The sequence below is a fragment of the Paenibacillus sp. FSL R5-0923 genome, assembly GCF_038009145.1.
Taxonomy (GTDB): domain Bacteria; phylum Bacillota; class Bacilli; order Paenibacillales; family Paenibacillaceae; genus Paenibacillus_AQ.
The window spans coordinates 5,102,150-5,120,862 of the sequence record NZ_JBBPAT010000001.1 but is presented as its reverse complement, the minus strand read 5'-3'; the positions used below and the strand labels follow the sequence as shown (position 1 = coordinate 5,120,862).

14 protein-coding genes are annotated in these 18,713 nt (G+C 45.0%); 11 read left to right on the top strand and 3 right to left on the bottom strand.

Translation table 11 applies throughout. The features are described 5' to 3' along the window. Positions 1 to 471 carry a DinB family protein gene (locus MKX35_RS23025; RefSeq protein ID WP_076298428.1) on the top strand — a complete coding sequence of 157 codons (471 nt, stop codon included), beginning with the start codon at positions 1 to 3 and terminating at the stop codon, positions 469 to 471. Between the two features lie 28 nt (positions 472 to 499). On the opposite strand, the gene MKX35_RS23020 is transcribed toward MKX35_RS23025, so the two are convergent. Further along, a complete protein-coding gene (locus MKX35_RS23020) occupies positions 500 to 2,194 on the bottom strand; it encodes an ABC transporter substrate-binding protein (RefSeq protein ID WP_076298427.1) in 1,695 nt (564 codons plus the stop codon). Positions 2,195 to 2,306: 112 nt separating this feature from the next. Here MKX35_RS23020 and MKX35_RS23015 point away from each other — a divergent pair, with 112 nt between their 5' ends. The 10 genes from MKX35_RS23015 (at position 2,307) to MKX35_RS22970 (ending at position 15,860) form a co-directional block, all read left to right on the top strand. After that, positions 2,307 to 3,806 carry a DUF4153 domain-containing protein gene (locus tag MKX35_RS23015; RefSeq protein WP_076298426.1) on the top strand — a complete coding sequence of 500 codons (1,500 nt, stop codon included), beginning with the start codon at positions 2,307 to 2,309 and terminating at the stop codon, positions 3,804 to 3,806. Positions 3,807 to 3,830: 24 nt separating this feature from the next. Beyond that, positions 3,831 to 4,355, top strand: coding sequence for a hypothetical protein (locus tag MKX35_RS23010; RefSeq protein ID WP_076298425.1), 525 nt, complete (start codon positions 3,831 to 3,833; stop codon positions 4,353 to 4,355). Positions 4,356 to 4,553: 198 nt separating this feature from the next. After that, positions 4,554 to 5,252, top strand: a complete 699-nt coding sequence (locus MKX35_RS23005; RefSeq protein ID WP_076283011.1) for a Crp/Fnr family transcriptional regulator — start codon at positions 4,554 to 4,556, stop codon at positions 5,250 to 5,252. Between the two features lie 164 nt (positions 5,253 to 5,416). Then, a complete protein-coding gene (locus tag MKX35_RS23000; protein WP_076298424.1) occupies positions 5,417 to 7,111 on the top strand; it encodes a methyl-accepting chemotaxis protein in 1,695 nt (564 codons plus the stop codon). Between the two features lie 361 nt (positions 7,112 to 7,472). Next, positions 7,473 to 11,381 (top strand): galactose-binding domain-containing protein, encoded by a 3,909-nt coding sequence (locus MKX35_RS22995; RefSeq protein ID WP_076298423.1) that lies wholly within the window; start codon positions 7,473 to 7,475, stop codon positions 11,379 to 11,381. A gap of 154 nt (positions 11,382 to 11,535) precedes the next feature. Next, positions 11,536 to 12,456: a cysteine synthase A gene (gene cysK / locus MKX35_RS22990; RefSeq protein WP_076283009.1), complete on the top strand. Its 921-nt coding sequence runs from the start codon at positions 11,536 to 11,538 to the stop codon at positions 12,454 to 12,456. A 20-nt stretch (positions 12,457 to 12,476) separates the two neighbouring features. Next, positions 12,477 to 13,436, top strand: coding sequence for a hypothetical protein (locus tag MKX35_RS22985; protein WP_076298422.1), 960 nt, complete (start codon positions 12,477 to 12,479; stop codon positions 13,434 to 13,436). 245 nt (positions 13,437 to 13,681) lie between these two features. Further along, complete coding sequence (locus MKX35_RS22980; RefSeq protein ID WP_042187187.1) at positions 13,682 to 14,500, top strand: sensor histidine kinase; 819 nt, start codon at positions 13,682 to 13,684, stop codon at positions 14,498 to 14,500. Further along, positions 14,497 to 15,162 carry a response regulator gene (locus MKX35_RS22975; RefSeq protein ID WP_042187189.1) on the top strand — a complete coding sequence of 222 codons (666 nt, stop codon included), beginning with the start codon at positions 14,497 to 14,499 and terminating at the stop codon, positions 15,160 to 15,162. The genes MKX35_RS22980 and MKX35_RS22975 overlap by 4 nt, the downstream gene beginning before the upstream one ends. A 50-nt stretch (positions 15,163 to 15,212) precedes the next feature. Continuing rightward, a complete protein-coding gene (locus MKX35_RS22970; RefSeq protein WP_076298421.1) occupies positions 15,213 to 15,860 on the top strand; it encodes a YcnI family protein in 648 nt (215 codons plus the stop codon). Between the two features lie 215 nt (positions 15,861 to 16,075). Here MKX35_RS22970 and MKX35_RS22965 read toward each other — a convergent pair whose 3' ends face one another. Further along, the gene (locus tag MKX35_RS22965) at positions 16,076 to 17,959 is read right to left on the bottom strand and encodes a CotH kinase family protein (protein ID WP_076283006.1); all 1,884 of its coding nucleotides are present in this window, start codon (positions 17,957 to 17,959) and stop codon (positions 16,076 to 16,078) included. A gap of 29 nt (positions 17,960 to 17,988) precedes the next feature. Continuing rightward, positions 17,989 to 18,696 (bottom strand): DUF4956 domain-containing protein, encoded by a 708-nt coding sequence (locus MKX35_RS22960; RefSeq protein ID WP_076298604.1) that lies wholly within the window; start codon positions 18,694 to 18,696, stop codon positions 17,989 to 17,991. Between the last annotated feature and the right edge of the window lie 17 nt (positions 18,697 to 18,713).

Genomic DNA, 18,713 nt, shown 5'->3' with positions numbered 1-18,713 from the left:
CTGCAAACATTCTTTCAATATAACTGGATGGTTCGTGAACAATGGTACGAGTGGTGTGAGAGTATTTCTGAAGAAGAGTTGCTTGGGACACGTACTGGTGGTGTAGGCAGCATATTGAAGACTCTCTTTCATATTGTTGATGTGGAGTGGAGCTGGATTCAAGTGTTGCAAGGTAAACCGGATTTTCAGGAGGATTTCGAACATTACAAGTCTTTGCAGCAGGTAAGAGAACTGGATGCGAAATTCCGGCCCGATGTAGAGCCCTTTGTACTTTCTTGGCATGCGGGTTTGGAGCAGAATATGTTTGAGGATCACCTGGCGGATGGCCGGATCGTGACAGATACTTGGGGTGAAGTGATGCGCCATGTGATCGCTCATGAAATTCATCATGTCGGACAGTTGTCCGTTTGGGCAAGGGAAATCGGGAAAGAGCCAGTTTCTGCCAATTTGATTGGAAAAGGGCTCCGATGATTCGGGAATCGACTGGGCATTGCTTATATCATGAAGTGCTGTCGCTGGAAAGCAGCGGCGGGAACCACAAATGACGAAGATCAACCCAGCCCTGACTATTGAAGCTCACGCCTCGGACCGAGGGGAGATAAGCAGTTTGGGTGGGTTTTTCATACAAGATGTGCAGATGATGTTCCTCAAGAAGACGGTTCTCGATCATACTAAAGCTCTCGGATCTAGCCTCAGGGTTAGGTTCTCGTGCAATGGTATAGAGCCAGCCTTCAATATCCGCACGAGTATGCGGTTCTATATGCTGGGAAAGCGTGAGATATAGATCAAATAAACGAAGCTGTTCATCCTCGTCACGAAATAATGAAAAAACAATCAGGTCGGACTCCAGTCGGATCGGGCCCTTGAACTCCTCTGGAGACACGGAAACAACCGTACACGGATAACCTTGACGCTCTAGTTTAGCAGCAATACATTCAGCATCGTTAGCATATTGCGGAATGGTGGTTATTTGCAAGGTGACCTCAAGGTCTTCCATCGACTTAAGCGTTACAGACTCTGAATCATCTTTTAAACAGGATACGATCTTTGCCCGAAGAAGGGGGTCGCTAAGCGGTCCTTTTTTTTGTGTGTTGCAGGTAACAAATTTACGGATGTAGGACTCTGAATGAATCCGACTCCAAGAAGAAGAATTGTTGGATGAAGGATTCTGAATCACATGAAAAGCCGAGCCAGTATCTGAGGAATCGGACGTAGTATCCCACGGAACATACATTATTTCGACTCGATCTAAATGAGCTCTTCCTAGAAAATAATAAGGAAAAACCTCCAGCACACAAGTGTCCTCATTCATGTCCACAACCTTAAATGGTCCTGTCCCCACAGGTCTGCGGCCAAAGCTAGGTTCGTCCATTCCTTCTAAATCACGCGGAACAATTGCCGCTCTACTCGTACACAAGAAAGGGAGGAATAGCTCATTGGGCTGTTTAAGTGTAATTTGAACGGTGGATGGATTTAGTGCGATAACTTGCTGGATTTCTTTGAAAATATAGCTATAGAGTGTCCGCTTTGAGGTTTGCATCAGCCGTCCCAAGGAATAGACTACATCTTTTGCCGTCAGTACTTTTCCATGATGGAACAGCACTTCTTTGCGAAGAAAAAAAGTCCAAATCGTACGGCTCTCATCCACTTCCCAGGCATGAGCAAGACTAGGCACAATCTTATCCCGTTCCCCGCTGCGTCTCACTAATCCGTCGAAGACATGACTGGAAACAAAAGACTCTGCCAATAGATTCATATGAAGCGGGTCGAAGGTATGTAGCTGCTGGGTGATGGGAAGCCGCAGGGTATCAATCTGTTTGTCACTTCGGATTTCGGAATGATGACCAAAATAGGTCAGCAGCCAGCCTTGTAAAGTATCCTGCAGCGAGGAAGAGCTGGCATGGGTTTTGATGCCATCAATAGCTTTGTGAACATCTTTACGGCTGATAGCCTGCATCATGGATTGAAGCGCAATTTCTTCGGAAGGGACAAGGAACTGTAATAAGGAACGACTTCCACGTCCGCGCTTCGGCGTCCATTGGACCCATTCCAGCTGCATCATTTTATTCACAATATGCATGGCATTGCGGTGTGTACATCCGAAGGTCAAGGCTAGCTCATCCATCGTAACTGAGATTTCTGTGACTCCCCCAAACTGCGAGTGCAGCTTTAAATATTGGCTATGCAGCTTCATGGTTTAAGTCCCTTTCAGAAAATAGGAAATTATTAAAAAATTCTTTCTCTTTTTTTTCTTATTTTATCACTTAGAATAAGGATAAGAAAGTAAGAATATGGGGGGGTTTACCATGACCGATGAAACGGAGCTTAAGCTTAATCGATCACTTGCCGCTTTAATTGTTGCCTTCTTACTGGCGATTGTTCATCAGTTGTTGTTCTACGGAAAGTTGCCAGGTGTTTCTTATCCTATCTTCGTTTGTCTGTTTTATGTTTATATGCTTTATTACGCTAAGGCTAAAATGCGCAAACTGACCAAACTCAGTTATTTCTGGTTTGGAGCGATTTTTCTACTCTCAATGACCTATGTGTTGTTTCATAATCTTTTCTACTTTGGGTTGAACCTATTAGTAATCCCTGTGCTGATATTATTACATATGACTTATTTGCTAAGTGATAAACGCCCCTCTTGGAGTCAATTCAGAATACTTTGGGATACACTAGAGCATTTGCTTCCCCAGAACTTTCGCCACTGGGGTACTGTGTTCAAGGACGTCAAAAGTAGCAGTGATAGTAAGGTGAAGGATGGACGCAAGCAAGTGCTGGGGAAAGTGTTTACAGGACTTGCGATCTCTTTACCGATACTGCTTGTTGTGATTACCCTGCTGGCCTCGGCCGATGGTGTGTTTCATCTTGTGCTAATATGGCTGCCAAATATGCTGGATCGAATTTCATTTGGTGAAATTATTGTACGGACGTTATGGGTACTCCTGATAGGCATGGGATTGTTCGGCTTAGTATGGGGCTTTGTAGATTCGAAGGTCTATGACTGGAATGTGCAACCAAGGGAGTACGGACCTGTGCAGGCGCCTGTGACCTTTAAGGTTGATCCAGTAATTATGACGACAATTCTTATAGCCATTAACACGGTATATGTTCTGTTCGTATTCGTCCAATTTTCTTACTTGTTTGGAGCTTGGGAAGGGATGTTACCAGAGGGTAGTTCCTATGCTGATTACGCTCGTAGTGGATTCTTCGAGTTAATTATGGTGACCGCGATTAATTTCGTGATTCTAATGCTGGCATTGGGATCAGAAGGAAAGAGGGGAGGACTGCTCCAAAAAGTCATTAATATTATGCTGTATATCTTAGTTGGCTGTTCAACTGTCATGTTGTATTCTGCCTATACTAGACTAACCCTATATGAAGAGGCGTATGGATATACTACGATTCGTTTCCTAGTTCATGCATTTATGATATTTATGGGTTTGCTGTTGATTCTTGCAGCTGTACGGATTGTAGTGCCCCGTTTGCCGTTGGCTAAATGTTATATTGTGCTAGGTCTGACCTCTTATGTTGTTATGAACTATATAGGTATGGATGTCATTATAGCTAATAAGAATATGGAGCGTTATGAGGTGAGTGGTAAGCTGGATGCAGATTATTTGGTTGGTCTGTCACCGGAAGTCATCCCTTCTCTGATTAAGTTCAGTCGTAAGGAAGACGGGATGCTAGATCAATTTTTGAAAAACAAATGGTGGGATGGTGCTCAGCGAGAGCGGAAGTGGCAGTCCTTTAATTTCCCGGAATATCAGGCGCAGCGTGAGCTGGAGAAGTATTTTGCACAGTAAAGGTTAGAAGAAGGTGTGAGGAAAGTGAGAAAAAAGCCATTTAGTAACGGCTGGTTATTTATCATCATTTTTATTACGGTAGGTTTAAGTTATGGGATCTATCATATTTATTTATACAATGCCCCAAGACAAAGTCATTACTCTCATATATCCAGCAGCAATTTAGAGCAGGAACGTCTGGGAGACATCCAGCTGCTTCAGAGTCTCGAATCGCTCATCCAGGCACCTAAACCACGTGACGATATTGAACGGTATCAATATTATCATTTGGACAACGAAACAACAGTAGCCACAGCGCGTGGTGACGATAAAATCATTCTAATTAGCGTCTATTCCGATCTGAAGATGAGTACTGCTAGAGGTATTCACGTGGGGTCTTCTACAGATGATGTGATTGAAGCTTATGGCTCTTCTTATTATAAAAGAGGGGAACAAGGGGCTGATATTATCGGGTATGTGGATAAAATCAATCATCGGAATTTAGAATTTTGGTTACAAGATCAGAAAGTGAATATGATCCGATATAGTGTGGACTCTGTTGTGATGTAAGATGTTTTGGGATATCCTTACAAGCATAAACGCCTTCGGCTTCCTTATAAGGTCGGTAAGTGGTTAAGCGAGAAATATAAGAAATATTGTATTGTGTGAAACTTATACTTTCTTATATTATTAAAAAGGACATATGTCCTTTTTTTGTGGGGTATTCTAAATTACACTTATTTGAGCAAACAATAGAGGGGGCACCACATGCAAACGATAAATGACCGTGAAGCTGTCCGTGCCTTGGCAGTGAAGAACGGTCTGGACGGAATTTTTAGCCCGCTAGTCACGTATAAAATGGAATTGAGACGTTATACGGATGAAGAGAAGCTGTGTTTGGTTGGCGATCAGTTGGATGGGATGTTCATATTGGTTGAGGGCAAGCTCAAAATTCAGACACTGCTGCCGAACGGCAAATCTATGCTGGTGCGGTTTACAAATCCGATATCAGTGATTGGGGATGTGGAGCTGCTTCATCGCTTTCCTGTCAAGAATCAAGTGGAGTCTGTGGGTGAGAGCTTGATTCTTTTTGCCGGGAGAAGATTACTGCTGAGAGAGCTTGAGGAAAATACAGCTTTGTTACGTTTTCTCGTAGGGGAACTTAGTCACAAATTGCATACGCTCGGTCAAGCCTCCGCACTTAACCTGTTGTATCCGGTCGAGAATCGATTTGCCAGCTATTTGATGTCTTTATTCGCCGATAAAAACGGTGACCGACGTGTGGAGGAGATTCGGACCTCTAGCCTTATAGAGACAGCAGAGTTGTTAGGTACAAGTTATCGGCATCTTAACCGGATCGTGCGTCGGTTCATTGATGAAGGAATTATTACACGAAATCGTGGACGCCTAAGCGTACTGGACGAAGGGAAGCTCGCTGAGCTGGCGAACGGAAATTTATACGAATAAAAAGATCTCTAAAGACCATTAGTTCCAGCCTTGGGCCGGACGTAGAGGTCTTTTTGTTTTTTTAAGCGAACATTCAGTTCAAATTCAGAGTGGCTTAAGGGAACGATAGTAGGATAAAAGTACCAATTAGAAACCTACTATACATATAGAGATGAGGAACAACGATGTTCAGAAATATCCGCGGAAAAATGATATTGGGATTTACTGCTGTGATTGTGGTCTTTCTAGTGGCAATAGCAGGAAACACATGGTTTCAAGGAAAGGCTACGATGCTGACGGATCAGGTCAATCGCAATTGGAACAAACTGTCGCTTGTACAGGGATTAACGGATAAAATTCGTACGGCAGATGAGCTAGGGGCTCGTTATGTGATGAGCAACACAGAGGCTGAGCGGAAATCATATCTGTCTAAGTACGAAGAGACGCTCCCATTGATTGAGAATGCCATCAAGGAGCTGGAGAGTGTTAGATTAAGTGAAGAAGAACTAAAGGGTGTAACGGAGCTGAAGGGGAAATGGAATGATTATTTGATCGTTTTGAAGGAAGCCTTCGCCATAGCCAAGGACGGAAACTTCCCGGAAGCGCAGAAGAAGTTTACCAATTTATCTTTAGATTCAATGATTGAATCTCAGATTGTATTCCAGAGCATGCTCATGGAGGGAATACAGAACGGGCAGAGTCAAGCAGAAGCCCATCGTAATAACGCTATGATTACTAGCTTTGGTGTGACCGGATTATCGGTTGTTCTTGCCCTAATTCTTGCACTATTAATATCTGGACGAATTATTAAACCACTTCGTGATGTGAACACACAGCTGAAGGAGATTGCAGATGGAGATGCCGATCTTACTCGCAAGCTAAACGTCCGGTCAAAAGATGAGATTGGTGAACTGGCGTTTAATTTTAATAAAATGACAGAAAATTTGGGCTTGATGATTGAACAAGTGAAGCTATCGGCGAATAGTCTCGCGAATTCCTCTACAAATCTTACCTCGGATAGTGGAGTGACAGCAGGTGCGACAGAACGAATATCGGATATTATGGGTGAAGTAGCTTCGGGAACTGCTAAACAGATGAATGATCTACAGACCAATACAATAACAATTTCAGAAATATCGATTGGAATCGGTCAAATTGCCTCTAGTGTTCAGGATATTTCTGAAGCCTCGCATCGCTCTGCGTCATTTGCTATTGCCGGAGATGAATCACTTCAGGCAGCAGGGCAGCAGGTGGAATCCATTAATCGATCTATACATTCTTTGTCACAGCAAGTCCAAGGCTTTGTGAATCGATCACAGGAAATTGGCAGTGTTGTAGGAGTTATAAAAGGGATTGCTTCGCAGACAAATATGCTGGCGTTAAATGCGACAATTGAGGCAGCCCGCGCGGGTAAGCAAGGGAGAGGCTTCGCTGTAGTTGCCGACCAGGTTCGTAAGCTGGCAGAGCAATCCGCAGAATCCGCTAATCAAATTGCGGAAATGGCGAGCGGGATTCAAAGTGAAGCAGATAATGCGATGAAAGTCATGATGAGTAGTATGAGTGAAGTAAGGGGAGGCACGGAGATTATTCAGCAGGCTGGACGTTCCTTTGGTGAGATTCGGTTATCTATAGATTCACTAGCCGAGCAGGTTCAGGAAGTATCCGGAGCTGTGGAAGAGATAACAGCGGCTACGGAAGAGATTGTGGAATCGCTTCGAAGTGTTACGACAATTGCAGAAACGACTGCAGCGAGTACACAACATGTGTCGGCAGCCTCACAAGAGCAAAGGGCTTCGGTGGAACAAATTGCTTCCTCTGCAAGTGAACTAAACTTAATGGCTCATGGACTACAGGGGCTGGTAGCTAGATTTAATATATAAGGCGAGCTTCGGAGAGTTGAGGGGGAATCCCAGTGCTCTCTGGAGCTTTCTTTTTTTATTTGGTTGAACGTAATATCCCACATACTAAGCATAGAAATTGCCATCGACGTCCACCTGCCTATAACTTATATTATTACCATTATTAGTTAGTTTGTGGTCAACCTCTGGGTATAGATCAGTGACTTATTGAAGTCAGAGTCAAGGATACGGGAGGACAGGCAGCTAATAATAAAGCGATTGTTAAGTCTCGTTGAAAACTATCAGGTCCATTTTAGGAGGCGAATGTCTATAACAATACTATTTTGAAAGCGTATTCTTATTGGCTGCATAGCTTCACAAAACTTTGGGAGGTGGTTCTCTAATGATAGCAGCTTCTAAAAAAATTACGGGTAAGTCGGCAGTAATGTATTTTTTGATTGTAATATTGTTTGTAGGTCAATTAGCGTTGTACCCCTCGGTGAGTTTAGCTGCGGGGAATTTAGCCCAAGGTAAAAGCATTACTTCAAGCTCATTTGGCGATGTTTATGTAGCAACTAATGCCAATGACAGCAATCAAGGAACGTATTGGGAGAGTGCAAGTAACGCATTCCCGCAATGGATTAAAGTGGACTTAGGCGACGTAAGCAGTGTCAATCAGGTTGTTCTAAAACTGCCGACGAACTGGGAAACAAGAACCCAAACGTTGTCGGTGGAGGGAAGCTCTGATGATTCTACTTACACTAATTTAGCAGCCTCTGCCAATTACACCTTTAATCCAGCAAGCGGATCTAATACTGTGACCATTAATTTTACAGCTGCGAGTGCTAGATATGTTAAATTGAACTTCACGGCAAATACAGGATGGCCAGCAGCACAGTTATCGGAATTTGAGATTTATGGCAGCACAACGACACTTCCAACAACAGGATATGAAGCGGAGAATGCTGCTTTATCCGGTGGAGCAAAAGTCAATACAGATCATACCGGTTATACCGGAACCGGATTTGTAGATGGCTATTTGACACAAGGAGCAACGACTGCCTTTAGTGTTAATGTTGCCTCTGCTGGAAACTATGATGCCGCATTAAAATATGCAAATGCTTCAGGCAGCACAAAAACGGTAAGTATTTATGTAAATGGGACGAAATTAAAGCAATCTTCTCTTTTAAATCTGGCCAACTGGAATACATGGTCCACAAAGGTTGAAACGCTAGCCTTGAATGATGGTGCTAATACGATTACTTATAAATATGACGCTGGTGATACTGGAAACGTGAATCTGGACAACCTGATCCTTACTCCATCTTCAGCACCGACAGCAACACCATCATCAACGGCAACGCCAACCCCAATGCCAACGGCCACACCAACGCCAACACCAACACCAACACCAACACCAACACCAACACCGACAGTAACCCCAACACCAACGCCAACACCGATACCATCACCGACAGTAACACCGACACCAACGGTAACTCCAACACCTGGGACGGGTTCAAATTTGGCTTTGAACAAAAGTATAACTGCGTCGTCCTCGGTCTTTACCTTTGTGCAGACGAATGCGAATGACGGTGATGTAACTACTTATTGGGAGGGGGCAGGGGGAAGTTATCCGAACACATTAACTGTTAATTTGGGCAGCAATGCTGATGTTACATCGGTTGTTCTCAAACTGAATCCTGCATCGGCGTGGTTGACACGTACTCAGACCATTCAAGTGCTTGGGCATAATCAGAATACAACGGCTTTTACGAGTCTTGTACCTGCGACCGTGTATACCTTTAATCCGGCAACCGGCAATACAGTGACGATTCCGGTCACGGCTACGGCTAGTGAATTGCAGCTAAAGATCACTACCAACTCTGGTTCAAGTGCTGGACAAATTGCTGAATTTCAGGTAATTGGTACACCATCTGCGAATCCAGATTTGACGGTGACTGCTCTTACATGGACTCCAACCTCTCCAATTGAGACAGATGCCATTACACTTATTGCAACAGTTAAGAATATAGGATCTCTAGCATCTTCTGCAACTAATGTGAATTTTTATTTGGGCACTACCCTTGTAGGTACTAGTCCAGTAGGTGCTCTAGCTGCTGGCGCATCAACTAGCGTATCTCTTAACTTGGGCGCAAAAGATGCAGCAACCTACTCATTAAGTGCAAAGGTCGATGAGAATAATACAGTGATTGAATCAAATGAGGGGAATAATAGTTTTACTAGTCCGGCTTCCCTTATTATTGCTCCAGTGTCCAGTTCTGATCTGGTTGCTTCCTCCGTCAGTTGGACACCTGGCAATCCAGCAGGCGGCAACACTGTAAGCTTCTCAGTTGCCATTAAGAATCAAGGTACAGCAGCTTCCGCGAGTGGTGCGCATAACATAACTCTGACGGTTTTAGATGCTACTACGAATGCGGTGGTTAAGACTCTAACAGGCTCCTATAACGGCGTGATCGCAAGTGGGGTGACCACAGCGCCTGTAGCTCTTGGTAATTGGACTGCAGGAAATGGCAAATATACTGTGAAGAGTGAAATTGCAGTAGATGCTAATGAGCTGCCTGTAAAACGGGCTAATAATATTCAGACGCAGTCACTGTTCATCGGTCGAGGTGCGAACATGCCTTACGACATGTATGAGGCTGAGGATGGAGTTATTGGCGGTGGGGCCGTGAAGCTTTCAGCCAACCGGACCATCGGCGATCCTGCAGGTGAGGCTTCAGGCAGAAGAGCAGTCACTCTGAACACCACAGGTAGCTATGTTGAATTCACGACAAAAGCCAGCACGAACACTCTGGTTACTCGTTTCTCGATTCCAGATTCAGCGAGTGGTGACGGCACAAATGCTACGCTTAACATCTATGTTAATGGTGTCTTTAGCAAAGCTATTAACTTAACCTCTAAATATGCATGGTTGTACGGTTCTGAGACAAGTCCTGGAAATTCGCCAAGCGCAGGTTCTCCACGGCATATTTATGATGAAGCTAACATTATGTTTGATAGTACCATTCCGGCAGGAAGTACGATCCGTTTACAAAAGGATACCGCTAACACTTCTCAATACGCCATCGACTTCATCAGTCTGGAGCAGGTTTCACCGATTGCTAATCCAGATCCGGCTAAATACACTGTTCCTGCAGGCTTTACGCATCAGGATGTTCAAAATGCGCTTGATAGAGTGCGGATGGACACCACAGGAAATCTCGTAGGTGTATATTTGCCACCAGGAAACTATCAGACCTCTAACAAGTTTCAGGTCTACGGCAAGGCAGTGAAGGTTATCGGTGCGGGTCCTTGGTATACAAGGTTCATTGCTCCAACTAACCAAGAGAATACCGATGTCGGATTCCGAGCAAGTGATACTGCGAATGGATCTACCTTTGCGAATTTCGCTTATTTCGGAAACTATACTTCTCGTATCGACGGTCCTGGTAAAGTATTTGATTTCTCCAATGTGGCGAACATTACGATCGACAACATCTGGACTGAACATCAGGTATGTATGTACTGGGGAGCCAATACCGATAACATGGTGATTAAAAACTCTCGTATCCGTAACACCTTCGCTGACGGCATCAATATGACAAATGGAAGCACGAATAACCTCGTGTCTAATATTGAAGCACGGGCAACAGGTGATGATAGCTTTGCATTGTTCTCGGCGATTGATTCCGGTGGTGCAGATATGAAGGATAACATCTATGAGAACCTCACTTCAATCTTGACTTGGCGTGCTGCTGGTGTAGCTGTCTATGGTGGATACGCAAATACCTTCCGTAACATTTATATTGCGGATACACTTTGCTACTCCGGGATTACAATCAGCTCTTTAGACTTTGGATATCCGATGAATGGCTTCGGAGCTTCACCGACTACGAATTTTGAGAATATTTCTATTGTTCGTGCAGGTGGGCATTTCTGGGGGGCACAGACCTTCCCGGCGATCTGGGTATTCTCGGCCTCCAAGGTCTTCCAAGGTATCCGAGTCAATGATGTGGATATCATTGATCCGACCTATCATGGAATCATGTTCCAGACCAACTATGTAGGTTCCACTCCACAATTCCCTGTAACAGATACCATCTTTAATAATGTTACAATTACCGGTGCGCAGAAGAGCGGCGATGCTTTTGATAGTAAATCCGGAGTGGGTATCTGGGTGAATGAAGCTGCTGAGGCTGGTCAAGGTCCAGCCAGAGGCTCAGCAACCTTCAACAATCTAAAGATTACGAACACGGTAACAAATATTAAGAATAATACATCTACTTTTACCATTAACGTGAATCCGTAAATTGTAGATCAGTAGTCAGTTATAATGAAGCCGCCTACCCATAAATTTGGGAGGCGGCTTTTTAACTTAGGGACCTTGCAAGCTCCAGAATCGACAGGAGGTGCCACTCAAGTTACAATGAAGGGTATGTAAAGTAATGAAGGAGGCGCTATATATGACACCACTAGTTGTTAACAATATAACTGAGCTGATTGGGAATACACCGGTTGTGCGACTAAATCGGTTGACCACCCCCCAAGATGCAGAACTATATGTAAAGCTGGAACGCTTCAATCCCAGTGGCAGTGTAAAGGATAGAGCAGCTTATAATCTTATCCTGCAAGCAGAACTAGCCGGGCTGCTGAAGCCCGGAGGGACCATTATAGAGCCGACAAGCGGAAATACAGGCATTGGATTGGCTATGAATGCCGCTGCAAAAGGCTATAAAGCGATTCTTGTCATGCCTGACAATATGACGAAGGAACGAATCAATATTCTAAAGGCTTATGGCGCTGAAGTTGTTCTGACTCCTGCAGCGGAGCGGATGCCGGGAGCTATAGCAAAAGCAATCGAGCTGGGGAAAGAAGTGGCAAACAGCTTTATTCCACAGCAATTTGAGAACAAAGCGAACCCTGACATTCACCGCACTACGACAGCTCTTGAAATTATGGAGCAAATGGAAGGGAAGCTGGACGTGTTCGTTGCTTCTTCGGGAACAGGTGGTACAATAACTGGAACTGGGGAAGTGTTGCGTGAGCAGCTTCCAGATATTCGTATTCTAGTTGTTGAGCCGCAGGGCTCACCAGTATTATCCGGTGGAAAGCCTGGACCGCATAAGCTGGTTGGAACCAGTCCGGGCTTTATACCCGCCATTCTGAATACAAAGGTCTACGATGAAATTGTTCAAGTTTCGGATGAAGATGCACTGAATACCGTGAGAATGCTGGCAGCACAGGAAGGAATTCTGCTTGGACCATCAGGTGGAGCCGCAGTATGGACAGCATTGCAGGAAGCACGGCGCCTCGGGGCCGGCAAGCGAGTGCTATGTATTGCACCTGATGCGGGGGAACGTTACCTGAGCATGGGAATATTCTAACTTCGTTTGGAGGAAAAAGAATGAATAAGCTTATGGTAAGTTTCTTTATTGCTCTTATGTTGGTGGGTTGTTCCAGCAACAACTCTATGACCAGTGATGGCGATCATGTTGAGTCTACACCGGAACAAAGTGCTGAAACTGTACTGCCTTCACCAACGCTTCCTCCAAGCGCAGAGCCATTACCAACTCCAAGCAAGCAGAAGACTGAAGCTTATCTAGATACTGAGAAGCTGAAGACGAATTTTGGCTTTGCGGATGCAGAGGGGCGGAATATTCTAGTTACCGGGCATGAAAAAGGGCTGGATCAGGAGATGGCACAATTAAATGAGGCTATTGGTGATCAGGGGAATGTGTTAAAGGTTAAATTTAATAAATGGCAGGATGGAACAGAGAACAGCAATGGCCGGGAGATGGCACATAATTTTGTAAATCTGGCGGGTTATCTTTTTACGGTGGAAGAAGCAAGTGCGACCCCGGATGAAACCTACTATTTGACGGATCAAACAGACTTTAAGGTTGATGCGCTTTTGCCTATTGAATCCTTAGAGGGTCAAGAAGCTTTATCTACTGTGGAGGAAAGTGTTCGACAGCGTATTGTAGATACGAAAAAACGTGAAATTCAGAAAATATGGAAGCTGGCAGACCTATCTACAGATCGACAGCTGTATCTCGTTCAATTCGTAAGGCTGGATCAGGATATGTTATTTAGTCTCGTTTGGAAAGAAAAAGATGAATTTACCTTCATGGACTATCCAGCGGTGATTCAAGGAGATGAATATTCGGTCTGGCGGGTGGATGATGGCGGAGAGGTTATGCCTGAAATGTTCTCCATCCTTTTTGCTGCTGAAACCTCAGAGGGCCCATTACTCGGCCTGAATTGGTGGGGCTCAGAGGGAGTAAATACGTTTTTTCTGAAAAAAGAGGGAGATTCGTTTAAAGAAATGGATATCCAATATGGACGTTATACTTCACCACTTTAGGTAGGATTTCGCAGTAAAAGTAGAAATGATTGGGTGCATCGTGAGATGTATCTTTTTTTTGCTACAATATAAGAAAGCCTGCTTATGATATTATAAATGTCAGCAATCTCCTTTTAAAATACTTAAATTTGTAACATTAATGGGTCTATATAGCCCGATCGAGTCATGTCGCTTAGATGAGACGGTGATATTGTTAAGCATAAGATGTGCAGGAGGGGACGGCAACGTATAAACAAATAAAGTATATGATCCTGTTATTGCCAACGCTAATGGTGGGGATCTGGGAGATTGTGCGTCACCAGTTTCTAATGCCTTATATTTCTATGGATTTGGGGAACTATTTGACGCCTGTCCTGGTGTTTTTAGTCAGTCTTGTGTTGCTCGTCCCTTTGTTCTCTCTTATGGAGCGGAATCAGCGGGAGCTGGAGCAGGAACGTGCGCTTAAAGATGCAATGAAGGCTCGGGAAGGACTTGCCAAAGAACTGCATGATGGAATGGCGCAATCTTTATTTCTCTTATCTGTCAAAATCGACCGGCTAGAAGCAAGCCGCAAGAATGGTGAGGTCAGTGAGGAAAATGTGGATCAGATCAAAAAGACGGTCCATGAGGTGAACCGTTATGTGCGGCAGGCCATTGCCAATCTGAAGATTCCGGTCTCAGAGCAGAGTTCTTTTTCATTGGAACAGTCGGTAAAAGATCAGCTAGCCCAGATGGCGAACGAGATTATGATCGAAGCCTCTCTCGAATGGAGCCTGCAAGATGATGCGCTCTCCCCTTCGGAAAAATCAGAATTGTTATCCTGTATTCGCGAAGCGATCATTAATGTTCGTAAGCATACACGAGCTGGACTGGTTTCAATTACTGGCGCTGGCGATGAGAAGAACTGGAGGGTAGTTGTTACAGACAATGGAGAAGGATTTCAGTATGATCCATTTGAAGTGAGTGGCAGCTACGGACTTCAGATCATGAAGGAACGTGTCGAGGGGATGGGCTGGAAGCTTAGGCTGACTTCTGGTGACACAGGCACCCAGGTTGAAATTACGAAAGGGGAAGTCAGTCCATGAGCCGATACCGGGTTTTAGTTGTAGATGACCATGCGCATGCACGTGAGGCGATGTGCGAGATTTTGTCCATGGATGATAGTTTTGAGGTCATTGGAGTAGTGGAGAGTGGTGCTGAAGCGATCGCTTTCACAGCCCAGTGGATGCCTGATCTCATCCTAATCGATATTCAGATGCCGGAAATGGACGGGCTGGAGACGACTCGCCGGATCAAGCAGGAATATCCTTATGTCAAAATCGTTATCGTTACCGTATCGGACGAAATTTCCCACCTCCTCGAAGCGCTAAAGCAAGGAGCACAGGGGTATTTGCTAAAGAATCTGGCACCTTCCACCTGGATTCAATATTTGCAGGCCATTGTTAATGAAGAAGCACCGCTTAGTCGGGAGCTGGCTTTTCAAATCTTGAAGGAGTTCACCGTACCCTCTGTAACGGATGAAGGGGAGTCGTTGACGGCTAGAGAGAAAGAAATTTTAAGCTGTGTATCTTCTGGATCAAAAAACAAGGAGATTGCAGTGAGCTTGGGGATTTCGGAGCATACCGTAAAAAACCATTTGAAGAACATCCTCCAAAAGCTGCAACTCCAAAACCGAACGCAGCTGACGCGTTATGCCTTGGAGCAAGGGCTTGCTTCGCGTAAACGAGATTTTTCGAAAGATGTATAGCAGGAAGTTAAGGACGAAGATATATAATTATTGATGAGAAGAGGCTAACTATGAACAGATTATCTCGCAAAATAATGACGTTATTCGCACCAGCTGCAGCAACACTGTTATTGTTCGCAGCAGTGGCTAGCGCGCACGTAACCGTGGCACCAGCACAATCTAGCACGGGGGCATGGGAGACTTATACATTAAAGGTTCCTTCGGAAAAAGACGTGGCAACTGTACAAGTTGATCTACGAGTTCCAGCAGGTGCCGAGTTTAAACAATATGAGGCTACACCCGGATGGGATGTTACCATTGAGGGGAATAAGGTTAGCTGGATAGCTAATGGTGAGGGCATTCAGAAGGGGCAATTCCAACGCTTCTACTTTACGGCCAAGAACCCTGATGCCGCTGGCGACATTGCATGGGATGCTTATCAGCACTATGCCGATGGAAGCTTGGTGCAATGGTCCGGTGAGGCTGGAACAGAGAATCCGCATTCCATTACTACAATTGTACAAGCTTCCAGTGGGGATGAACAATCTCACGGTTCCAATGTGAAGAGCGATTCCATGAGCATGGAAGAGCATAATGCTATTATGAAAGATGAGGAAAAATCAAACAGTGTCAATCCAATGGTCTACATCGCAGTCGGGATATCTTTACTTGCCTTTTTAATAGCGGCTATAAGTATATTGCGCGGGCGGAAAGAGTAAGCGGAGATCGTTGGATTCCGTGATCTGAGTTGGATACTTTGATAAGAAAAAAGTTTGAATTTATAACTGTGAACAGTCTCGAGTGAAGTTTGAGACTGTTCACGGTTTTTTTGTGGAAATTTGGCAATATGATCTTTAGGACATGAAAGAAGCCCCAGCCGATAAACGACGGGAGCTTCTTTTATGTTTTTTTGTTGTGAATTACTTTTACTTGTCTACAGCCGTTTCCGCTTATAGAAGGTCACAAAGACTGCAGTCAGCAGTAAGAGAAGTATCGCGACCCCAGTAGTGATGGCTTCACTCGTGCTGCCTTTTTGCTGCATAGCACCAGCAACGCCGCCAAAGTTACCACCCATGCCACCACCCATGCCACCACCCATTCCGCCACCGCCAGGGCCATTTCCACCTTCAGGGATAGCTGGTCCACCCATGGCACCCGGTGCACCGCCAGGCCCTCCAGTGAATCCACCTTGAGCGGCTTGCCCATCGGTGTTGGTCTGACCACCTTGAGCAACTTGCCCGCCAGCTGTTGCTTGCGTGTTACTGCCGGGACCCGCGCCGGCATCAGGGATATCCGGTCCGCCCATGGCACCGGGCTCACCGCCTGCACCGCCCTGAGGAGCCTGTCCATCCGTGGCAGCTTGCCCGCTTTCGGCGTTCGGTGCAGCACCACCCGCGCTCTGTTCCGCCCCCGCGCCAGGCTGCTTGTTACCCGCGCCGTTCGTGCCTTGTCCAGCACCAGAAGCACCAGCACCAGTGCCATTCCTAGCGCCACCACCAAAGCCGCCGCCCATGCCACCACCCATACCGCTTCCCGATCCGTCACCGGAGGAAGGAATGGTTCCGTCGAGCTGTTGCTGGATATTTTTAGCCATGTTCGACATGAAGGTCTTAACAGACTTAATCCCTTCTTCATATTGCTCGAAGGTGTAGAAAGCAGAAGGATCTGCTTTGACATAGCTGGAAATCATCATGTCCAGCTGATCCATTCTAGTTTGGAACGTATCATCAGCTAGATAGCCATTAATCATTTCGCTGACGATTTCGTGATATTTCGCTTTGTATTCGTCGTTAGCAAGTAGCTTCGCAATCAGAGGACGTTCAGCCAGCGCGCCTTGTGTAGGCTCGTCAATCAGTACGTCTGCGCTGCCCATGCCGCCAAAAGCCATATTATAATCCCACGGCAGGATCGAGAAGACGCCTTCGTCTTCATATAAGTAATAATTTTGTTTATTACCACCTAAATAACTGTCCATATTTGCCGTGACCGCATTTAGAGCGATATACTTCAGCGATTCCTCTACGTCGATGTATTTTTCATAATCGGTGCCGTTATTAAGCTCATTCAGCATATCGATCAGAATATCATCGTTAGATTTATCCGACTTCATTACTAATCCGGTATAGAGGGAAGGGTCGTCACCAAGCCAAGTCAAGTCACTACCCTGACCGGTCATTTCCCCTTTATAAAGTGCGCCGTAAGAGTTCCCGAAATTGCGTTCCAAATATGCGTCGCCGATCTGTTCTACCGCGAGGTAGAAGCCCTTTAGCTCATCGTTGACGTATACATTGACGAAGGAATATTTCGGCGTCGGAAGTCCGACACTTTCAGCGAGCTCGTAGGTCAGAAATTCACGCATATAAGAAGCATCGCTGTAATTGTTATTCAGGTTGATCTTAGTGATGCCAAATAAGTTCTGGTTCACATATTCATCAAAAGAAATTTTAAAGCTGTACCGATCAGAGTCTGTCATCTGTACTACACTTCTGAGACTAAGATTTCCTTTGGTCCGCACGGCAACGTTATCGAATTTAACGCCGTTGTACTCAACCGATGCGGTTTTATATTCTTCCGCGCTGGCATTATCCAGCATATCCTGAAAATCATCCGGGTCCAAAGTGATTTTGACATCGACGACCTTATCTTTTGGAAAGACCTGCTCGTCTAGATTTTTCTCGTCGCTCGAGACTACCTTATCCTTAGAATCTGTTGCAGTTTCGTTTGTTGCCGATGGACTTGCGTTCTGGCACCCAGCTACAGCGATGACCAGCAGCAGGCAACAAAGACTCAGCAGGATAGATTTACCTCTTGCTTTCATCTGGGGCACCGCCTTTCATCTTATTGTGTTTAGGATACATAGTCGCCGCTATAGCTAATCAGAAGTGCATTTTTAACACCCTTTAAGTCGGAAACGGTATTGACAAAGCCACCTACTTTATCATCCAGACGAAGCTCCAGTGTTAATTCGATATTGTTTGCAGATACTGTTTTTTGCTTCACGTTGTAGCGTTTCACAGATTTGGTGATATGGCTGTGGACTTCACGTTCACTCTCGTCGCTATCACAGTTAATGACTAGCAAATATGGTGTTTCGATAGAAGAATTTTTGATGAACAGGAACAGAATTAGACCAATGATGATTGAACCAACAATAGCCAAAGTGAAGAAGCCAGCGCCAGTTACAATGCCTGCGACTGCTGCCCAGAACAAGAAGATCAGATCTGTTGGATCTTTGATCGGCGTTCTGAAACGAACGATGGACAATGCGCCGACCATACCGAGGGACAGCACAAGATTAGAGTTGATGGCGATAATGACAGTGGCTGTAATCATGGTCATGCCCATTAGCGAGACGTTGAAGCTTTTGGAGTATAACACTCCGCTAAATACACGTTTATAGAGAAGGTAAATAAAGTAGCCAATCAGAAAAGCCACACCTAACGTGATTAGCATTTTCGAGATGCTTATATCGGAGACAAAGTTGTCTATCACCGAGTTTTTAATGATATCTGAAAAAGTATTTGTGGTTGTATCTGTTGTTGCGGTTGCTGCCATTGTTGCTAGTGATGCAT